At 62.6% G+C, this 18,418-nt stretch carries 18 protein-coding genes and 4 pseudogenes; 12 read left to right on the forward strand and 10 right to left on the reverse strand.

Annotated elements, in window-relative coordinates; all coding sequences use genetic code 11:
• The first annotated feature begins 28 nt into the window (after nucleotides 1-28).
• The 3 genes from hemG (at nucleotide 29) to A5483_RS12640 (ending at nucleotide 5,036) form a co-directional block, all read left to right on the forward strand.
• A complete protein-coding gene (gene hemG / locus A5483_RS09905) occupies nucleotides 29-1,378 on the forward strand; it encodes a protoporphyrinogen oxidase (RefSeq protein WP_063811749.1) in 1,350 nt (449 codons plus the stop codon).
• Complete coding sequence (locus A5483_RS09910; protein WP_002550258.1) at nucleotides 1,378-2,658, forward strand: TIGR04053 family radical SAM/SPASM domain-containing protein; 1,281 nt, start codon at nucleotides 1,378-1,380, stop codon at nucleotides 2,656-2,658. Before hemG ends, A5483_RS09910 begins: the two co-directional genes overlap by 1 nt.
• 275 nt (nucleotides 2,659-2,933) lie before the next feature.
• A complete protein-coding gene (locus tag A5483_RS12640; RefSeq protein ID WP_334339180.1) occupies nucleotides 2,934-5,036 on the forward strand; it encodes a bifunctional metallophosphatase/5'-nucleotidase in 2,103 nt (700 codons plus the stop codon).
• Between the two features lie 213 nt (nucleotides 5,037-5,249).
• Here the strand turns inward: A5483_RS12640 and A5483_RS09930 are convergent, their stop codons facing one another.
• The gene (locus tag A5483_RS09930) at nucleotides 5,250-5,498 is read right to left on the reverse strand and encodes an ABC transporter ATP-binding protein (protein ID WP_042843246.1); all 249 of its coding nucleotides are present in this window, start codon (nucleotides 5,496-5,498) and stop codon (nucleotides 5,250-5,252) included.
• A gap of 243 nt (nucleotides 5,499-5,741) precedes the next feature.
• Nucleotides 5,742-6,017, reverse strand: coding sequence for a 6TM ABC transporter family protein (locus A5483_RS09935; protein WP_002550327.1), 276 nt, complete (start codon nucleotides 6,015-6,017; stop codon nucleotides 5,742-5,744).
• Between A5483_RS09935 and A5483_RS12645 the strand changes: the two genes are divergently transcribed.
• A complete protein-coding gene (locus A5483_RS12645) occupies nucleotides 5,999-6,247 on the forward strand; it encodes a hypothetical protein (RefSeq protein WP_002524180.1) in 249 nt (82 codons plus the stop codon). The two genes, A5483_RS09935 and A5483_RS12645, sit on opposite strands and share 19 nt — an antisense overlap.
• Nucleotides 6,248-6,293: 46 nt before the next feature.
• Here the strand turns inward: A5483_RS12645 and A5483_RS12755 are convergent, their stop codons facing one another.
• The 3 genes from A5483_RS12755 to A5483_RS09950 are packed head-to-tail and all read right to left on the reverse strand — an operon-like array spanning nucleotide 6,294 to nucleotide 7,270.
• Nucleotides 6,294-6,590, reverse strand: coding sequence for a WCX domain-containing protein (locus A5483_RS12755; protein ID WP_002514528.1), 297 nt, complete (start codon nucleotides 6,588-6,590; stop codon nucleotides 6,294-6,296).
• 27 nt (nucleotides 6,591-6,617) lie between these two features.
• Entirely contained in the window at nucleotides 6,618-7,025 is a 408-nt protein-coding gene (locus A5483_RS12760; RefSeq protein WP_442341956.1) for a WYL domain-containing protein, read from the reverse strand.
• On the reverse strand, nucleotides 6,941-7,270 hold the full coding sequence (locus A5483_RS09950) for an HTH domain-containing protein (RefSeq protein WP_042842844.1): 330 nt from the start codon (nucleotides 7,268-7,270) through the stop codon (nucleotides 6,941-6,943). The genes A5483_RS12760 and A5483_RS09950 overlap by 85 nt, the downstream gene beginning before the upstream one ends.
• 65 nt (nucleotides 7,271-7,335) lie before the next feature.
• Between A5483_RS09950 and A5483_RS09955 the strand changes: the two genes are divergently transcribed.
• Both A5483_RS09955 and A5483_RS09960 read left to right on the forward strand, forming a co-directional pair.
• Nucleotides 7,336-7,701 carry a VOC family protein gene (locus A5483_RS09955; protein ID WP_002549290.1) on the forward strand — a complete coding sequence of 122 codons (366 nt, stop codon included), beginning with the start codon at nucleotides 7,336-7,338 and terminating at the stop codon, nucleotides 7,699-7,701.
• Nucleotides 7,702-7,737: 36 nt separating this feature from the next.
• A pseudogene (locus A5483_RS09960) lies at nucleotides 7,738-8,058 on the forward strand (integrase core domain-containing protein); the annotation flags it as partial.
• Nucleotides 8,059-8,235: 177 nt separating this feature from the next.
• Here the strand turns inward: A5483_RS09960 and A5483_RS09965 are convergent.
• A complete protein-coding gene (locus A5483_RS09965) occupies nucleotides 8,236-9,255 on the reverse strand; it encodes an esterase/lipase family protein (RefSeq protein ID WP_063811730.1) in 1,020 nt (339 codons plus the stop codon).
• Nucleotides 9,256-9,859: 604 nt separating this feature from the next.
• Between A5483_RS09965 and A5483_RS09970 the strand changes: the two genes are divergently transcribed.
• A complete protein-coding gene (locus A5483_RS09970) occupies nucleotides 9,860-11,362 on the forward strand; it encodes a cellulase family glycosylhydrolase (RefSeq protein WP_063811731.1) in 1,503 nt (500 codons plus the stop codon).
• 361 nt (nucleotides 11,363-11,723) lie between these two features.
• Here A5483_RS09970 and A5483_RS09975 read toward each other — a convergent pair.
• Nucleotides 11,724-12,171 (reverse strand): annotated as a pseudogene (locus tag A5483_RS09975) (hypothetical protein).
• 270 nt (nucleotides 12,172-12,441) lie between these two features.
• On the opposite strand from A5483_RS09975, the pseudogene A5483_RS09980 reads away from it, so the two are divergent.
• A pseudogene (locus tag A5483_RS09980) lies at nucleotides 12,442-13,228 on the forward strand (CAMP factor family pore-forming toxin).
• Nucleotides 13,229-13,395: 167 nt separating this feature from the next.
• Here A5483_RS09980 and A5483_RS09985 read toward each other — a convergent pair.
• Together A5483_RS09985 and A5483_RS11630 are read right to left on the reverse strand one after the other, a co-directional pair.
• On the reverse strand, nucleotides 13,396-13,689 hold the full coding sequence (locus tag A5483_RS09985) for a hypothetical protein (protein WP_063811732.1): 294 nt from the start codon (nucleotides 13,687-13,689) through the stop codon (nucleotides 13,396-13,398).
• Between the two features lie 36 nt (nucleotides 13,690-13,725).
• Nucleotides 13,726-13,931 (reverse strand): annotated as a pseudogene (locus A5483_RS11630) (hypothetical protein).
• A gap of 14 nt (nucleotides 13,932-13,945) precedes the next feature.
• On the opposite strand from A5483_RS11630, the gene A5483_RS09990 reads away from it, so the two are divergent.
• The 4 genes from A5483_RS09990 (at nucleotide 13,946) to A5483_RS10005 (ending at nucleotide 17,649) form a co-directional block, all read left to right on the forward strand.
• Nucleotides 13,946-14,422: a low molecular weight protein-tyrosine-phosphatase gene (locus A5483_RS09990; RefSeq protein WP_082864046.1), complete on the forward strand. Its 477-nt coding sequence runs from the start codon at nucleotides 13,946-13,948 to the stop codon at nucleotides 14,420-14,422.
• 64 nt (nucleotides 14,423-14,486) lie between these two features.
• A complete protein-coding gene (locus tag A5483_RS09995; protein ID WP_063811733.1) occupies nucleotides 14,487-15,527 on the forward strand; it encodes a cyanophycinase in 1,041 nt (346 codons plus the stop codon).
• Between the two features lie 2 nt (nucleotides 15,528-15,529).
• The gene (locus A5483_RS10000) at nucleotides 15,530-16,222 is read left to right on the forward strand and encodes a response regulator transcription factor (RefSeq protein WP_277619705.1); all 693 of its coding nucleotides are present in this window, start codon (nucleotides 15,530-15,532) and stop codon (nucleotides 16,220-16,222) included.
• Nucleotides 16,223-16,272: 50 nt separating this feature from the next.
• Nucleotides 16,273-17,649 carry a HAMP domain-containing sensor histidine kinase gene (locus A5483_RS10005; RefSeq protein WP_063811752.1) on the forward strand — a complete coding sequence of 459 codons (1,377 nt, stop codon included), beginning with the start codon at nucleotides 16,273-16,275 and terminating at the stop codon, nucleotides 17,647-17,649.
• Nucleotides 17,650-17,794: 145 nt separating this feature from the next.
• Here A5483_RS10005 and idi read toward each other — a convergent pair whose 3' ends face one another.
• A complete protein-coding gene (idi, locus tag A5483_RS10010; RefSeq protein WP_002550071.1) occupies nucleotides 17,795-18,394 on the reverse strand; it encodes an isopentenyl-diphosphate Delta-isomerase in 600 nt (199 codons plus the stop codon).
• Nucleotides 18,395-18,418 lie beyond the last annotated feature (24 nt).

Genomic DNA, 18,418 nt, shown 5'->3' on the forward strand with positions numbered 1-18,418 from the left:
CAAAACAGTGGCGGTCATCGGCGCCGGGATGACGGGCCTGGCAGCCGCGCACCACCTGCAAAGCCACGGCTGTCGGCCCGTCGTCCTCGAAGCAGGGCAGGGTGTCGGCGGCCAGGTCAGGTCCCGTCGTCTTGGTTCCGATGTGGTCGATATGGGAGCTGAGGCCGTGCCTCTTCGCGCCCCAGGCGTAGCCGCGCTCGTTGCGGAGCTGGGGTTGGCAGACTCCATGCGGCACCCTGCTCCGGGGCGCACCTTATTGTCGAGCCGGCGCGGGATCGTCGAGATGCCGGACGGGGTGACACCCGTAGGACCCACGAAGTTTCTCCCCACTATTTCCTCGCGCATCCTGTCCCCTGCCGGACTGTTGCGCGCCGCGCTCGAACCCTTCAGCGCTCGCCCGCACCCTGACGACATCAGCGTCGGCCAGTTCATCGCCGAGAGGTTCGGTGACGAGGTGAGCCGAGCCGTCGTCGACCCCCTGCTGGGTGGCATTCATGCCGCTGACCTCGACACGTTCTCGCTGGCCGTTGCCGCCCCCGCTTTAGGACAGACCGTCAGGAAGGGCGACTCCATCGTCGCCAGGACTCTCAGGCACAACGCCGGCGGATGGTGGACACGGCTTCGCCACCATTCACAGCGTTCTGGCCCGCGCACCCCTGCCACGGCCACTTGGGAGCACGGCCTAGTGACTTTGCCGGAGGCACTAGCCGAAGGGCTCACCGTTCATACGAATACCCGTGCCACGGGGATCCGTCAGGTTGGCCACGAGTGGATAGTCGATGCCACCGGCCCGCGTGGCGTCGGATCAGTTGCTGTTGATGACGTCATCATCGCCACCCCCGCCAGGGTTGCGGCAGCTCTGCTCGCCACCGCATGCCCACCGGCTGCCGAGCTGCTGTCGCAGTGTGAAAGCACTACGGTTGCCACCCTGGTTATGCGAGCTGACCTCACTGGCCACCCGATCGCCACGGCCCAAACGTGGTTCATCGGTTCCGCGTGGTCTCCTCTGGTGCGTCAGGTGACCAACCTTTCAACGAAGTGGCACCTTGCCGAACCCACGTTCCGGATCACCGTCGGTCGGCAGGGCGGAACCCCCATCGACGATCTATCTGACGACGACCTCGTCGCCATAACCGTGGCAGAACTGAGACGCCTCGGATTGGCACTTGACCCCCGCGATCCGATCATTGAACGTCACCGCGGTGCCATGCCCCAACCGGCTCCCGGCCACCGGGAGCGCATGGCCCAACTCGCCGCGACCCTTGACGGCACCGGCCTCCATGTCGGAGGGGCCGGTATCGACGGCGCCGGAGTCGGCACTGCAATCGTTGCCGGACACCGTCTTGCACACCACATCACCTCGGAGGAGGAGAATTAGTGACTATCACTGAGCACCCTGGCCACCTGACCCGTCCCGGCAGTATGCCCGCAGGACACCCCGGCGGCCATCCGGGAGGTCATCCAGGTCATAGCCCGCTCGTCCGCGAGATCAAGCATGACCTCAACGACAAACCTTTCATCGTCATCTGGGAAGTAACCCGCGCCTGCGCCTTGGTCTGCCAGCACTGCCGCGCAGAGGCCCAGCATCATGCTGCTCCTGGCCAACTCACGAATGCCCAGGGTCATGAGCTCATCGATCAGCTCACCAGCTACGAGCGCCCCTACCCGATGCTCATCCTCACCGGCGGCGACTGCTTTGAACGCCCCGACCTCGTCGATCTCATCGAATACGGCGTCAGCAAGGGCCTGCACGTGTCAATCTCGCCATCGGTGACCCCACTATTTACCCGTGACCGAGTCCAGGCGGTGCGGGAAGCCGGGGTGTCGATGATGTCGATGTCCTTGGATGGTGGCTCAGCCGCGACCCACGACGCCTTCCGAGGTTTCCCTGGCACCTTCGACCGCACCGTCGAGGCCTGCCACATGCTTCGCGAGATTGGGATGAAGTTCCAACTCAATACGGTGTTCACGGCTAAGAACATCCACGAGGCCCCCCAGATGCTCAAAAACGCCATCGACCTCGGCGCGGCGACGTTCTACACGTTCATGTTGGTACCGACTGGTCGTGGCGCCCAGCTCGACATGCTCTCGCCCCTGGAGCGCGAGGATGTCCTGTACTGGCTGCACGACAACTCCACACGCATTGCCATCAAGACCACCGAGGCCCCCCAATACCGACGCATCGCTTTCCAGCGCGAAGCCGTCCGTCAGGGCAAGGAGCGACCTGTTCGCCACGGCGAGCTCTACGAGTGGCTAACCCGCCAGACCAACGAGCTGCTGGGCGAACATATTGAACAACCGCGCCCGCCGCGCACCCCGCTGGCGATCAACTCTGGGTCTGGATTCGCGTTCATCGACCACACCGGAGATGTCTACCCATCGGGATTCCTGCCGATCCACTGTGGATCGATCAAGGAAAAGCCCTTCCCCGAGATCTACCGCGAATCGCCGGTTTTCCAGAAGCTGCGCGATCCAAAGGGATTCTCCGGTAAGTGCGGGGCGTGCAACTTCAACCACTTCTGCGGTGGATCCCGCTCAACCGCCTATGCCATGACCGGGGATTACCTCGCCTCTGATCCCTCCTGCGCCTATGTGCCGCCGGGCTATGACGGTGAGCTACCTGAAGGTGTTCCCGCCGAGGGGATTCCGCGAGTTTGATCTCAAAACCTTAAGCGACGCCGTGACGAATTCGTCACGGCGTCTGCCGTATTCCGGACGTGATCGGCCAGTGCGCCCTGACGAGCGGCGTCGCTGCTAGTACCCACGCGCAAGCACATGTGCCTCATCCTTGACCGCTTTCACGTCAAGGTATCGACGAGGTGAATTCCTGGTGGTGAAGTTCGTCAAAGCCATTGCCAGGATGGCCGAGAATAGGCGAAGCTAGCTGTGTATGCCTTGGAGCACACACCATCCGGACGAATCCAGGGAGAACCATGAATCACCGACGTAAGGCCCGCATTGCCGGCCTATCGGTGCTGTGCATAGCCGCGGGCAGCTTCGTTACTAACCCGGCTTTCGCAGCACCGAGCACGAGTGGCACCCGGGCCGCGTCGTGCAATGGCGACAAAAACATCGACGTCTTCAATTTCAACGACTTCCACGGCCGTATCGCTACCGGGGCCAACCTCTTCACTCCGGTCGTCGAGGCCCGCAACGCCAACGGAAACGACAAGGTCCTGCTGCTCAATGCGGGCGACAATGTCGGCGGCTCGACCTTCGAGTCTGGCTCCCTCAACGACGAACCCACCATTGACATGCTCAACGCAGCTGGTGTCGAGGCCAATGGCGTCGGCAACCACGAGTTCGACAAGGGCTGGCAGGACCTGGCCGGGCGCATCGTGCCGCACATCAACAGCCCCTACCTCGGCGCCAACGTCTATGCCAAAGGCACCACGAAGGTGCCTGCTCCCCTCAAGGCGTCGACGATCATCGTCAAAGACGGGGTGCGCATTGGCGTCGTCGGTGCTGTCACCCACGACCTGCCATCCCTGGTCTCCCCCGCCGGTATCTCCAACCTCACCATTGGTGATCCGGTCAAGGCCGTGAATGCTGAGGCCAAGCGCCTCAAGAGTGAGGGGCTCGCTGACGTCGTCATTGCCGAATATCACGAGGGTGCCGCCGACGGATCCGGTGATGCTGCCAGCCAGGGCGGCAACTTCGCGCCAATCTATGCCGACACGTCCAGCGACGTTGACCTTGTTTTCAACGGCCACACCCACCAGGTGTACTCCTGGAAGGACAAGGCCGGTGCCCCACTCCTGCAGGCCGGCTCCTACGGTCAGCACCTGGCCAAGGTGAACGTGGCGTGGGATTCACAGCAGAAGAAACTGTGCTCTACCGACGCCTCAATCATTGACCCGGCCACAACCCCGGCTGACAACCCAACGGTCGCCAAGATCTCTTCGATCTACGACGATGCCAAGGCCAAGTCGGACAAGGTTGGCACTACCGTCATTGGGCATGAAACCGCACCGATCACCACGCCGTCGAACGAGTCCGATCAGAAGTTCGGCGCCGAGGTCCGCGACCGTGAATCGACGATGACCAATATGGTCGCCGACATGTTCAAGGACACCTTGGGCAAAGACGACCCAAACTTCATCGGCCTGCAGAACCCTGGTGGAACCCGCGCGTCTCTGCTCGACAAGGACATCACCTATAAGCAGGCAGCCCAGGTGCTCCCCTTCGCTAATACGTTGACGACCACCAAGATCACCGGTGCCCAGTTCAAGAAGGTGCTCGAACAGCAATGGCAGCGCACCGAAAATGGCGAAGGCCCGTCACGTCCGTACCTGCAGCTTGGGGTGTCCTCGAACGTCACCTACACCTACGACGAGTCACGCAAAGAGGGCGACCGCATCACCTCCATCCAGATCAACGGCAAGCCGATCGATCCCAGGGGCACCTACACCGTGGGTTCCGGTTCCTTCCTCATCGCCGGTGGTGACAACTTCACCGAACTCGCCAAGGGATCCAAGCCGGTCGACACCGGAAAGATCGACCTGTCCGCCTGGGTTGACTGGATCAAGGCTCAGAAGACCCTCAAACCTGACTTCGCCAAGCGTGCCGTCTCCCTGACGACCTCCCTCAAGGAGGGCATGTCCAAGGATGCCACCTTCACCATTGGCAAGCCGGCTGACAAGGCAGTTGCCCCCGACACCGTCGACTTCACCTCGAAGGACTCCGTCGTCAACAAGACGATGAAGGCCCAGATCGTTCAGGGTGATAAGACCGTCGACGTCGCCACCACCCCGGTCAAGGACGGCTCGTCCTCCGTGACCGTCAAAGTACCGACCGCCAAGGGTCTGGTCAGCGGTGAGGCCACCATCGTCTTCACCTTCCCGGATTCCGGCACCACGGTGCGCTTCGCCGCCAAGCTGTCAGTACCGTCCGGCGATCAGCCTGGTGGCGCTGTGATCCCGGCCCCGAAGCCGGGCCAGTCTGGCACCCCGGGCCACGACGTCAATCTAGGAACCCCCGGATCTGACAAAGGCTCCAGCAACGGCAAACCCGGCCTGCCGAAAACTGGTGTCTGATCCGAGGATCGACACAACCTCATACTGAAAAACTCTGGCCTGAGGGGGTCCCGGGCCAGGGTTCTTGTGTGTCTGAGTTGGGGCAGCAAAGAGATGAAGTCTGCCGACGTGGTGGAAATGCCGGTCATGACCGTGAGTGCTGCCACTTGTGGCAGCAACAACCACCATTAGAATCGCGATTACCGCACCACGTGATGGTGGCGAGGACGGTATTCAATCCCGCCTCCAAGATTCAGGGTGTGCCTCGGATACGTCGCCGTCAGGCAGGTGACTCCTACCAGGCTTGTGAAGCCCGACATAGCGTCCTCCCTGGGCCTCCAGCTCGGCCGGGGATCCGTTCTCCTGGATCTGGCTGTGTTCCAGCACGAGCACCCAATCGGCAATCTCCACCGTCGACAGACGATGGGCAATGATGACGGCGGTCCGGTCGGCAGGGATCGTCCCCAAAGCCCGCTGCACCAAACGCTCCGAGGGAATGTACAGGGACGAGGATGCCGACTGGAAGGTGTGTAGCTCGAAGAACTGACGAGCGTACAGCAGGAAGGTCGTCAGGACACCGACCGTCGTTCATCTGCGCAGGGCGGAGTAGCCGCCGGTGAGCAGCATGAGGCCGACGGTGATGTTGCCGATCAAGGTGATGCCCGGCATGAAGATCACGAAGAGCCGCATCGCCCGGACACTGATGCCGCGACACCGGTCAGCCAGCTAGGTGAAGATCTCCTGATTACGCGGCTCGCGATAGTAGGCCTGGACCGCCTCGATGCCGGTCATCGTCTCGGAGAACTGGATGATGACCTGGGCCGAGGCGTTGCGGACCTTGCGGAATGTGCGGCTCGACTCCGCCGAAAACCACTTCACCAGCGGTGAGACGAAGAACAGCGACGCCAGCAGATGAGGCCCAGTCGCCAGTCCATGACAAGCAGCAGCATGGCACCGGTGGCGATGGGGTGAGGACGGCGGACATGCGGCCGTCGGACCCATGCCCCATAAGCTCGGCGATGCGCTGGTCCTCTGCTGCGCGCTTCTCCTCGGCGGTGGACATCTCGAAAGTGCTGTCGCGTTCAGCCTTCCCGTCGGTCGCGATCAACCTACTCTCCCGGATTCTCCACGGACTCGCCGGACATCCCCCTGCTCAGCGTCGTAGGCGCTCAGCAGCTCTCGGTACTCCGGGACTGTCGCCAAGAGCTCCGAGTGCGTGCCGACGCGGATGATCGTCCCTTCCTGCGGCAAGGCGACCAACGAGGCGCCTGAGATGTACTAACCGGAGACGTTAGTTGAGCTGTTTGTCGAGTGAGCTCGCATGATCTGGGCGGCGAGGTCGTGGAACTGTTCGACCGCTTCAGCTGGGTTCAGAATGCGGATGTGGTCGCCGAGATAGAGGAGCTGTCGCACCGATTCGACATCGGGGTAGCGGACAGTGATCAGAGTCCACGCATCCTCGGTATAGGTGACGTTGGCCATGCGGGTTCCGAGAATTCGTTGGGCCAGGTCCAGGCGGGTTGAGCGCAGCAGCGCATGCACCTCGACGCCGGGGGTCGGCTCGAAGCTGGTCACCAGGTCGTGCCATACCGACCGCAGGTCTTAGTCTGGTCGGAGCACCGCGACATCCGTGAGGGGATCGCGCTCTTCGATACGGCTGGTGTTGAACATGCGGGGGTGCCCATCGACGTCGGCCACGAGATACCAGGAGCCAGCCTTGTTCACGAGCCCGTACGGGTCCGCGGTGAGCCATTGCTCGCTGGTTTCTCCGCTCCGTCGGTAGCACAGGCGGATGCGACGTCGCTCTCTCGCTGCGGTCAGCAGGCCGAGTTCCTTTCCGGTCGTGAACCACCCTGATGGGTCGATGAGGAGTACCTCGGACAGGGGCGGGGTACCAAGCACCTGTCCTCGCGTGGCGACGGCCGTCATTTTCTCCTGGGCGCTGGCGTGGACTGCCTGCAGCCCGACCTGCTCAAGAAGGTCGGCGTCCAGCCCCGCGACAGTGAGCAGCTGAAGCTCTCCCGGATCGAGACGAGCGACGTCCAGCCGAGCCCGGCCGTCCAGCACGATCGCGCCACCGTGTGAATCGGAACGCCCGCAGCTGGCAATGCTTCGACGTCACGCAGGATCGTGCGCGGTGAGACCTCGAATCGTCGGGTCAATTCTTGGCTCGTCATCCGCTCATGGGCCTGTAGGAGCAGCAGGATCGACAACAGCCTCGAGGACTTCATGGCCCCGATCCTCGCAGAAAACATGACATGAGTTGTCCTGTTTTGGTGATCGGCTAGTGCCAAATGATCCACTGACCCGAGAGACACCCATGTCGGCACCCAACCTGTTCCTGACCTACGTCAGCGACGCCAAGCGGTCCACCGCCTTCTACAGCGACTTGTTCGACATCGAGCCCAACTTCACCAGCCCGCGCTACGTCGCCTTCGAGGTGACACCCGGGGTGCTGTTCGCCATCTGGACCGGCCGCAACGGGGACACCACCCGCGACACGCCCCGCACGAGCGAGATCGGGCTCATGGTCCCCCGGTCGTCCGCGGCGGTCGATGACGCCTACCGAGAGGGGGTCGCGAAGGGCGTACACGTCATCGAGGAACCGCACGACGATGTGTTCGGCCGCACCTTCGTGATCGCCAACCCCGACGGCAACCTCATCCGGGTCAGCCCCGTCGACTGACCCGACAACCGATCCCCACGTCGCGGCGAGCACCAGCGCGGCGTCACCGTGGAGCGGGTCCTGTCCGACAACGGCGGCGTCTACCGCTCACACCTGTGGCGCAACACCTGCAACGAGCTCGGCATCAAGCACAAGCGCACCCGCCCGTACCGGCCGCAGACCAACAGCAAGATCGAACGGTTCCACTGCACCCTGGCCGACGGCTGGGCCTACGCCCGCTGCTACACCTCCGAGGCGGAGCGCCGTGGCAAGCTCGGCGACTGGCTGCACTACTACAACCACCACCGGCCCCACCCGGCCTGCGGGAACCAGCCACCCTTCTCACGATTGACCAACATCCCCGGTCAGTTCACTTAGCGGTGAACGTACAGGTAGTCACCCACGCAGACGACGCGCCCACCACGACCTAACCCTGATGGACGACATGGCAGCGCCACCCGGCACAAGGCAGGGACCGAGCTACTGTTCGTTGTCACCACAGTCGTGGTTGGTGGCCACGCCGCACGGCGCTGGAGAACCCTGACCTGCCACAGTTCATGCAGCATCCGTGGTGGATACGGGCAGAACCCGGGGCCGCCACGTGCAGGAGATCTCTCGTGGGTGGTTCGGATCGAGGGCGTTGAGCACCATCTGGTAGGCGACGGGATCATAGGGTAGGCCGCCGTGGCCATAGGCATCCAGAGGGCAGGCGTCCTGCACGGTCATGTTCTTGGCGCCCTTGAGGAAGGCTTGCGTGTAGGGCGTGACCGTCATGTCGAGCCGGGTGGAGATGACGGTGTAGGCGATACCCGGGACGGTGTCGCCGTCACGGTAAACCTGTTGCATCAACGCTGATCCCTTGAGCTGCTGGCCGTAGGCCTCCATGTTGTGGTCGTAGCTCCACGTGCTAAGGAAATCCTTCACGGCCTCGGGCAGGCCGTGGACGAGCTTGTCGAGACCGCCGGCAGTGGTGCCGTGGTTGGCGGCCACCAGTCCGATCAGCTTGTCGACCTTGGACGCTCCGCCGTACATCTTGATGTAGGTGTTCGGCAGGATGCCGCCACCCTGCGAATGCCCGACGAGGTCGACCTTCTCGGAGCCCGTCGCCTTCCGGACCCGATCCACAAAGACACCCAGCGCCTGCGCGGAGGCGCGCACATCACCAGTGAAGCCCCAACCCTCGTCGAGGATCCCCACGGGGACATTGGTGGTGAAGGTGTAGACGCAATACCCCTCATGGGCCAGATGGGGCCCGTAGAAGGACCACGTGGCGAACGCGTTGCCGCCAGTACCGGGAATCAGGATGACCGGTCGGTCGCCGGGCTTGACCTTGCAGGAGAAGTCGTTCACACCCCGCGGCGCCACGCCCAGGTGCTTCTCGCTGTAGGAACGCGCCATCGACGACGCGTGGAATTCCGGCCCGACGCCGTTACCGGGAATACCGTCGGGGCTGTGGACTGCCGGGATCAGGGGATGGATATCCCCCGGCGAAGGAACGGCCTGCGCAATCGGCGCGGCAGCCATCAGGACGGCCACGCTCGCGGCCATGACGGCGAATCGTGCTTTGATCTTCATCAGTGACTCCTCAGTGGAACACGGGGAAAATTCCATGAATTAATTTATTCATTTCAAAAAGGGTGGACTATAATAGTTTCATCACAAGTGGCGACCTGAACGATGCATCACATTGAGAATTCTCCTCGCTCGGTCAGTGAGGTCATTCACCCTCCTAAGGTAATTTCCGAGAGTTTCCATACGACTTGGTGGCGGGGGATCAGCGAAGGCGCAGCTCTCCGCCAAGTAGACGTTCCTCGGGGTGTCCTGCAGCAGACTTTTGGCGTTCCACATCTGGCCTGCTGCAGACCTTTGGCCTTCTAGCCAGACAGGCGCCACGCCCAAGACCGACTGAAGCCATCCGCATGATCCGACCCCAGCGAGGCTCCCTGCAACAAATAACCGCCAACTGTGAACGAAAGTTACCTAATATGTCCGAAAGCTATCTTTCGTGAGCCCGCCGATCATGCTAATTTCGCGGCTACTTGGCGCGCTATAGCTCCGTGTATCACGCTCGTCACCCCACCGAAGCGCCCTCTTCATATATGCTGGTACCTCGCCAGTCATCTCCAGCCCGATTCACCCTGGCGGCTGCTGGTAGTTGACATTAGAAGAAGGAATTGCCATGCGTCGAAAGTCTGCCCTCGGATTTGTAGCTTTGTCCCTGTTCGCCACAGGGATGGGCGTTGCCGCAGCAACACCGGCAACTGCCTCGCCGGCGGATACGGCAGCGCCAGTTCGCGTCGACGCTTCACGGTGGACCACCCAGGGGCGTTGGGTGACCGACGCCCAGCACCGCGTGGTCATCACGCAGGGGATCAACGAGGTCGCCAAGAGCGCCCCCTACGCCCCCGATGCCGTCGGTTTCGGTGAAGACGACGCAGCCTTCCTCGAGGCGCAGGGGTTCACCAGCGTCCGGCTGGGGGTGCTGTGGGCCGGCGTCGAGCCTCGGCCGGGCGTCTACGACGACGCTTACCTGGCCCGGGTCGAACGCACCGTGCGGATCCTCAACGCCCACGGCATCGCCAGTGTCCTCGACTTCCATCAGGACATGGTCAACGAGAAGTACCAGGGGGAGGGGTGGCCTGCCTGGGCCGCGCTCGACCACGGCATGCCCAACATCGTCAAGACGGGCTTCCCCGGCAACTATTTCCTCAACGAGGCCGTCAAATACTCCTTCGACTCCTTCTACGACAACACCAAGGCCTCCGACGGCATCGGTGTTGCCGACCACTACGCCAGCGCCTGGCGACATGTGGCCGAGCATTTCCGAAACGTGCCCGGCGTGCAGGGCTACGACCTGTTCAACGAGCCGTTCCCGGGCCACCGCTACACGCGGTGCCTCACGCAGCTCGGTTGCCGCGCTGCTGACGCGCGACTGTCGGCCGTCCAGCAGAAGACTGTCGACGCGATCCGCTCGGTCGACAAGGCCACCACTGTCTGGTACGAGCCGATGCAGTTCTTCAATATAGGTGTCGGGACCAACGTCCGGCTCACGGGATCCAACCTGGGGTTGAGCTTCCACGACTACTGCACCAGCCAGGCCACCCTCCACTCCTATGTCGGGTGCACTGCGCCCGACAACCGGGTCTTCACTAACGCAGAGAAGCATTCACGTCAGACCGGGTCGGGGCTGATGCTCACCGAGTTCGGCGCCATCACGACCCCCGCGGTGATCACGTCCCAGATGGACCTGGCAGCTCGCAACCGGGTCGGCGTCCAGTGGTGGGCCTACACTGCCGGTGATCCCACCACAGCCGGCCCGGGCACCGAGCAAGCCCTCGTCGACGACCCAGCTCGGCCACCCCAGGGGACCAACGTCGAAAGCGCCAAGCTGACGCTGATCGCCGTTCCCCACCCGGACCGTGTCGCGGGCACCCCATCCGCGTACCACCACGACCGGTCCCGACGCGTGTTCACCATGACCTGGACCGCCCAGCGGCCCGACGGGTCGCGCGCGGAGGAGTCGGACGAGACGACTGTGGTGGTTCCTGCCATCTCGGCCCCCCACGGGTACGACGTGCAGGCGTCCGGCGCTCACGTCACCTCGCACCCGGGCGACCGGGTGGTGCGATTGCACCTCAACCAAGGCAGTGCCACGGCGAAGGTCACGATCACCCTGCGCTAACCCTTCAAGTGTCTTCAACACCGACCTACAAGTCTCCCAGACACTTTTACGACCGGCCCTCCTCCTTGAGGTGGGCCGGTCCTTTTCGTGTCACGGGATGCACCTGGCAACACCGCCTCCGGCCCCATGGAGAACAGTTGGTGTCCACGCAGGGTATTACGGCCAAAGCATATTTGACGTTCCACGCTTGCCACTGCCGTCTTAGGGCCATGCTGCCGCCAAGCGGCTGAGACGGTGACCAATCAGGGTGACTGGTTGCCGTAGCCCATGTGAGGCCGGTGGTAGTTGTAGTGGTGTGCTCAGCCCCCGAACCCACCCCGCCATTCAGTCGCAGAGGTGTGGCAAGCGGACGTAAGCTCAGCTAATCAGTCAAAGCGTGGTGGAATCTCTCGGTCTTCCCATTGACACACACGCGATATATCCGAGTCCACTGGCGTGTGATACCCAGTATCAGCGCCACGAGGACGGTCAGCCACCCCAACGTCACCTGCAGCGCGTGGGCATGGGGAGTGGGCAGGGCGTTGAAACGCACGACCACCACAGCGAGGGAAATTGTTAGAACGAGGAATAGGCACGATGCCGCTACCCCGCCGACAGAGTCAGCACGTTTGAGGCAGTGGGCAGCTATAGCCTCATGGCAGATCCACAATCAGCAGAACTCCCGCAGTCGTCAGGTTCGCGGCCGTGGGAGGTTTCGTGGACGGGGTGCCCGCGACACGGTCCGGGTGGGGAACGGTGATCAGCGCCAGCTTGACGCCTTCGACGTTGATCCCCTCTGTGATGACCACGCGGCGCTGTGCATCGGTCACCCAGCGTCACTGAGTGGTCCACCGTGAAGCGACAACGCAAACCGGCGCTGCCGTATCCGCCGGCGAGGCAGTTGCCGGTGTTGCTGCGGCAATGCCCATCCCTGTGGCGAACAACAAATCCGAGGAATGAGTAGAGCTTTCGGTCAGATTGAATAACTTTCGTTCACAATCGTGGCGGGGAGGTTAGATAAGGGGTTCTGACGAGAGAAGGACTTTGATACTCACTGATCGGCCCCAATGGCTGTTCCACATCCCTCGAGGAGGATTCCCATGAACCGTTCGGCTCTTATCATCCCGATTTTGACCGGGGCAGTGCTTGCACCGGTGGCGCCCGCGGTCGCCGTGGCGGCGCCAGCATGCCCAGGTCGACGCCGAGCAGGCGCTCGCACAGGTCAATGCCCGCATCGCCGGGCTGCATAAGATGCCCCAGGCGCAGGTTCCCGCGAGCGAGGCTCCGAAGGTCAACTACGGCGAGGAGATCCGCAAGCTCCTCGACACGGCCTTCGAACTGCGCACCGCGATCGAGTCGATCATTGCCGGCAAGGTGCCGCCGGTGGATCTGTCCACCATCCCGGCTCGTGTCGACCTGCTGACCACCAGCGTGAAGACCATCCAGCAGGCCAACCATAACCTGGTCAACAAGGTGGAGGCTGCTCACGTCGAGCTGGGCTTCTCGATCACACGCGCCCTGATCCGCACGATCAACCCAACCAGCACCGCGGCGCAGTTGGCCGAGAGCAAGACCGACGTGCTGTCCACGTACGCGAAGGTCGCGGCCTACCGCGACCTCAAGCCCACCGACGCGGCGACCGTGTACGTCAAGAACCGCCTCAACACGAAGATCTGGCAGACACGGATCAACCGTGACAAGTACCTCCTCGGCAAGAACGCAGAGGGGTACAAAGCGATCAACAAGGCGCTCACCCACGCAACCGGTGTGTGGTTCAATCCCGCCACCACCGTCCAGCAGGTTGACGACGAGGTGAAGGCTCTGGACCTCGCCTTCCAGGCCGCTCTGGACCGGGGGCCGGCTGACGGGAAGTTGCGCGCCAACTGATCCCAGCCCTCCCCAATCCTCTTGGGGTTTACGTGGAAGGAGACCGGACTCACTTTGCCAGTGAGTCCGGTCTTCTTCCCCTGTCGATGTATCGTCCAGGGCCTGGTCCGCGACGGATTCGCCCCACGGGCCGTCCACTTGGTGGATCATTTGTGGCACACGAGAGTTCACAGCCGTGATCGTTCAGGAACGGTCACGGCTGTGAACGCGTCCAGTCGGTGCAGCGTCAAGAGGTGTTCGGCGTCGTTGCCCAGAAGGGTTCGGGCGGTATTGGTTGTAGCGGTGGAGCCAGAGTCCAGCACGCTGCGTCGTTCGGTTTCCGAGGTGTAGCAGCGGGCGTTGACGAAGTGGCCACTGGCAGTGGCTTGGCGGGTGACGTCGAGTGCTCCGGTGCGCCAGGGTGCCGCGGTGTCTAAGCCAAGTTGCGTGGCCCAGTCCTGGGAGGTGACCCCAACGGGCATGGCCAGCTGAACCCCTCGTTCGCGGTCGGTCGTGACTCAGGATCTCGTGATTTGAGGATATTGCAGGTAGGAGTATTCTGTCTGGGATTCAAGTCTCCATCATCCAAAGCTGCCCAAAAATCTCGCTGTTGACGTTCGCATCGCCGAATCGGGGCATCTCCTGGCAGCTCCGTGTAGTTCGCCGCGAGTTTGAACACCGGCAAAACCCTCCCCACACCAGGCAGACTGGACCCACCAACCATGGAAGGGACCCCCTGTGAGCAACGAGAACACCCCGTCCGTCATCTTCGTGTGCTGGGGAAACATCTGTCGTTCCCCGATGGCTGAATTCGTCGCCAGGAAGATCTTCGCCGACGAAGGCCTGGATGCCCGCATCACCAGCGCCGGTGTCAGCGATGAGGAACACGGCGGCCCGATGGACTCGCGAGCCAAATCCGTCCTGACCTCCCACGGATACCCCTGCTCGGGCCACAACGCCCACCAGATCGACGAGTCCGAGATCATGTCCGCAGACCTTGTCATCGCCGCGGAACCGCGCCACCTCCAGATGATGAAGCAGATGGCCCCTGACGCCGACAACCTGCGCCTCATCCGCGACTACGACCCATCCCGTAAGCCGGGAACCTCGTTGCCTGATCCTTGGTATGGATCCGTCGATGGCTTTGAGGACACCCTCAACGCCATCGAGGCCGCAATGCCCGGAATCGTCGATGAGGTGCGCTCATTATCTTGAACGAATGCTCCGTTCATCGTGCTGGCACCCCGAGCCGGGGGGTAGAGTACTATAGGCTGTCCTCATGAGCTTGTTCTTGGTCGGTGGAGGGTGCGACGACTCGCTGTCAGAGGTCTACGACGAGTTCGTCTCCCAGGCCCGCCATCACAACGCGAACGCTCCGGTCGCGGTAGTCGTGGCCGGGCCGGCTTCCGAATCCGCCGATCACGCCGCAGAACTCACGCGCATCGTCACGTCCCGGTGGGCCGAGGCGGATGTCCTCACTATTCACCTCGATGGCCCCGGCACCGCTCCCACCGCGGGTGATCCTGCAACACCGCTGTGGTCTGAAGACGAATCTTTCCAGCTTCCCGAGGGTCTCGACACCCTTGCAGGAATCATCGTCGGTGGCGGTGCTGTTCCGAGCTACATCAACGGGCTTGCCCCGGCAGCCGAGCAGCTATCCATGCTGGTGCGCGCAGGCGCCCCCTGGCTCGGCTTCTCAGCCGGTGCAATGGCTCCGTGCGTCACTGCCCTGGCAGGTGGCTGGAAGCTACGAGGTCGTCAGGTTGGCCCGCTTGCCGGGGCTGAAGGATTTGACGACGTCACCTTCGTCGAGGGCCTCGGGCTCGTCAGCCTGACCGTCACCACCCACAACGACGCACTCTGCGGCGACGGTCTGCTCATCTCCGCAGTTGAGAACGGCATCGTGCCCGCCGCAGTCGCTGTTGACGAGGCCACCTGCCTACGAATCGACGCGTCGACCGGCCATACTGAGGTTATGGGGCATGGCCTTGTCCGGTGGTTTACACGCGAGGTCAACGGCGTCATGGTGCGCTCCCAGCACACTGCCGTCCCCGAATCAACTCCCCCTGCACCAAAACCCCATTTCGAGGGCCTGGCTAAGGTGGCTGCGGCCACCCGTGCAGCCCATGACAAGGAAGAACGCGAAAACGCAGCCCGTCAACGCGCTCAAGCCAGACGCCGTGCCCGCAAGGCGAAACCCGGCACCACTGATGACACCACGCCCACCAATGAGGAGTCGGCTCCTCCTGAAGCCATCCCAACACTCGGTGCGGATACCGATCCCACCTCGTCAACCTCGACGGAGGACGTCAGGCCATGAGCATGCACATTCTCGTCGTTGACGACGACCGCGCGGTGCGCGAATCTCTCGCCCGATCCCTGCAATACAGCGGCTACGAGGTCGATAGCGTCGCCGACGGTGTGGAGGCTCTTGCCCACCTGTCCGGGAGTCACCCTGACGCCGTCATTATGGACGTCATGATGCCGCGTCTGGACGGCTTAGAGGCCACCCGGATGCTGCGCAGCAACGGCAACGACGTCCCGCTCCTCATCCTCACCGCCCGCGATGCTGTCGATGATCGCGTTGACGGTCTGGACGCTGGCGCCGACGACTACATGGTCAAGCCGTTTGCCCTCGACGAGCTCCTCGCCCGACTGCGCGCTCTCACCCGTCGTTCCCGCCCCGAACCGGATCCGGAGGAAGCCCCTGAACAGTTGTCCTTCGCTGATCTCACCCTTGATCCAGGTTCCCGTGAGGTCACCCGCGGCAACCGTCGCATCAGTTTGACGCGCACCGAGTTCGCTTTGCTGACCGTCTTCTTGCAAAACCCAGAGAAGGTGCTGGAGCGGTCCTGGCTACTCCATGAGGTGTGGGGATTCGACTTCCCAACCACTGCGAACTCCCTTGAGGTGTATATCGGATATCTGCGCCGCAAGACTGAGCATGGTGGTGAGGCGCGTCTCATCCACACCGTTCGCGGCGTCGGATATGTACTGCGGGAAGCGAATTCGTGATCCGTCGCTGGTGGCGAAGGCTGCTCGATTGGCGTCCGCGCCCCCTACGCATGACCATGGGGCGCCGCGTCAGCCTCCTAGTGTCGGCGTCTGTCGTCGTCGCGGTCGCTCTAACCTCGTTGTCTGCGTGGCTCATGACCCGTATCTCGCTGTATAGCGAGCTTGACGAGCAACTCACCCGGATGGCAGCCACCATCTCGCCAAGTGTCGCCGCCGACCCTCAAAACCTCGGTGGGTTGGAAGCCAGTTCCCTGACCGCCACAAACACCACCCTCATCCTGGTACGCGCCGACGGCCAAGTCACCACGCCTCCCGGAGCTGAGGTCACCGTCACCACGGGGCCCCAAGAGCTAGCAGTCGCCCGCACCGGGATCGGGATCAAAGCTCACACCGTCATTGACTCCCGCGGTGTTCCGGTACGCATCGTCGCGGTCCCCTTCACCTCAGATGGCGTCCACTACGCTCTCGTCACAGGCCAGGACCTCACCGGGACCAGGGCCACCCTAGGGTCGCTATGGATCGTCCTCGTCGGCACCGGATTCGTAGGCATCGTACTCACCGCCATCGCTGGATACGTGGCAGGCAACTCTGCGACCAGCCCTTTGCGCGACCTCTCGCGAGCTGTTCATCACGTCACTACCACCGAAGATCTGACGCCCATCCAGGTCCACTCTCATGATGAGCTAGGCGATCTTGCCGTGTCGTTCAACAACATGCTGTCCTCCTTGTCGAACTCCCGGGAGCGTCAGAAGCAGCTCATCGCTGACGCCTCGCACGAACTGCGAACCCCCCTGACCTCGATGCGCACCAACGTCGAGTTGCTGATGGCCGACCAGAAGAGCCACATGCTCCCGGAGGAAGCACGCAGGGAGATCCTTGACGACGTGGCCGCCCAGCTTGGTGAGTTCTCCAGCCTCATTGGCGACCTCGTCCAGCTCTCGCGCGAGGACGCTCCTCCCCCGCGTCCGGAGTATTTCGACTTGTCATATGCGGTATCTAAAGCAGTCGAGAGGGGACGACGACGCGGCCCGAACCTGGAATTCGACGTCCACCTGGAGCCCCATTTGGTGCTGGGCGACGAGGCCACCTTGGAGCGGGCTGTCACCAACCTGCTCGATAATGCGGTGAAGTTCTCCCCCGCCGGTGGAACTGTGACGGTGACTATGGAGGGCAACACCGTCGTCGTCAGTGACGAAGGACCTGGCATCGCAGAAGCCGATCTGCCTCATATCTTTGACCGGTTCTACCGCTCTGATCGGGCCCGCAACACCCCCGGAACCGGCCTCGGTCTGTCAATTGTGGCGCATACCGTCACCAGCCATCAGGGCTGGATCAAAGCGTCGCGAGCCCCAAGCGGTGGAGCCATGCTCACGATGTACTTGCCGCGAGCAGAACCTCCGGTTGAGGAGCCCACGGTATTCTCATGATTGCGACCGCGGCTGGTGAGTTATCCACAGAAAGCCTGTGGAAAACCATTGCGGCTGGGGAAAACACATCGATGTCGTTTCCACAGGTGTAAGAAGCGGAGCACCACCGCTAGCGTCGAAATACCCCGGTAGCTCGGCGCAAAGTTCAGCGCACCATAGGAAGATCAGGCCCAAATTCCAGTGCCTGTTCTACGGCCCAGGGACTCAGCAGAGCCGGCATCGACCGGGCCAAGGCGTACATGTCCTGCCACCCAACCCACGTGACCTCTTCAACTTCTTCAGGGTCTGGGTTGAGTTCGACGAGCTCCTCTGGCAGGGACAATCGGGCAACAACGACCGGACAAAACTCGTCCTCGACGATGCCTCCGGCGTCAGTAGCGCGGTAGGAGAAATCTGGCAGCACAACACGCATCCGACGCGGGTCAAGATCGAGCCCAAGTTCCTGGTGGGTGCGACGCACGGCAGCGTCAATGATGGACTCCCCCACCCGCGGATGCCCGCAACAGGAATTGGTCCACACCCCAGGCCACGCCACTTTCGTCAAAGCGCGCCGGGTCAGAAGCATCCGGCCCCCGACATCGAGAACGTGACACGAGAAGGCGAGATGCCTCGGAGTGTGCTGACTATGGACAGTCGCCCGGGGGGCGGTACCGATATGGTTGCCGTCGTCGTCAAGCAGGATGACGAGATCGTCGTAGACCGAATCCGCTCCCGCACCTTCGTTCTCACCACCATGATGACTCATGACGTCAAGTTACCAATAACCACG

Source organism: Cutibacterium namnetense, assembly GCF_001642025.1.
Taxonomy (GTDB): Bacteria; Actinomycetota; Actinomycetes; order Propionibacteriales; family Propionibacteriaceae; genus Cutibacterium; species Cutibacterium namnetense.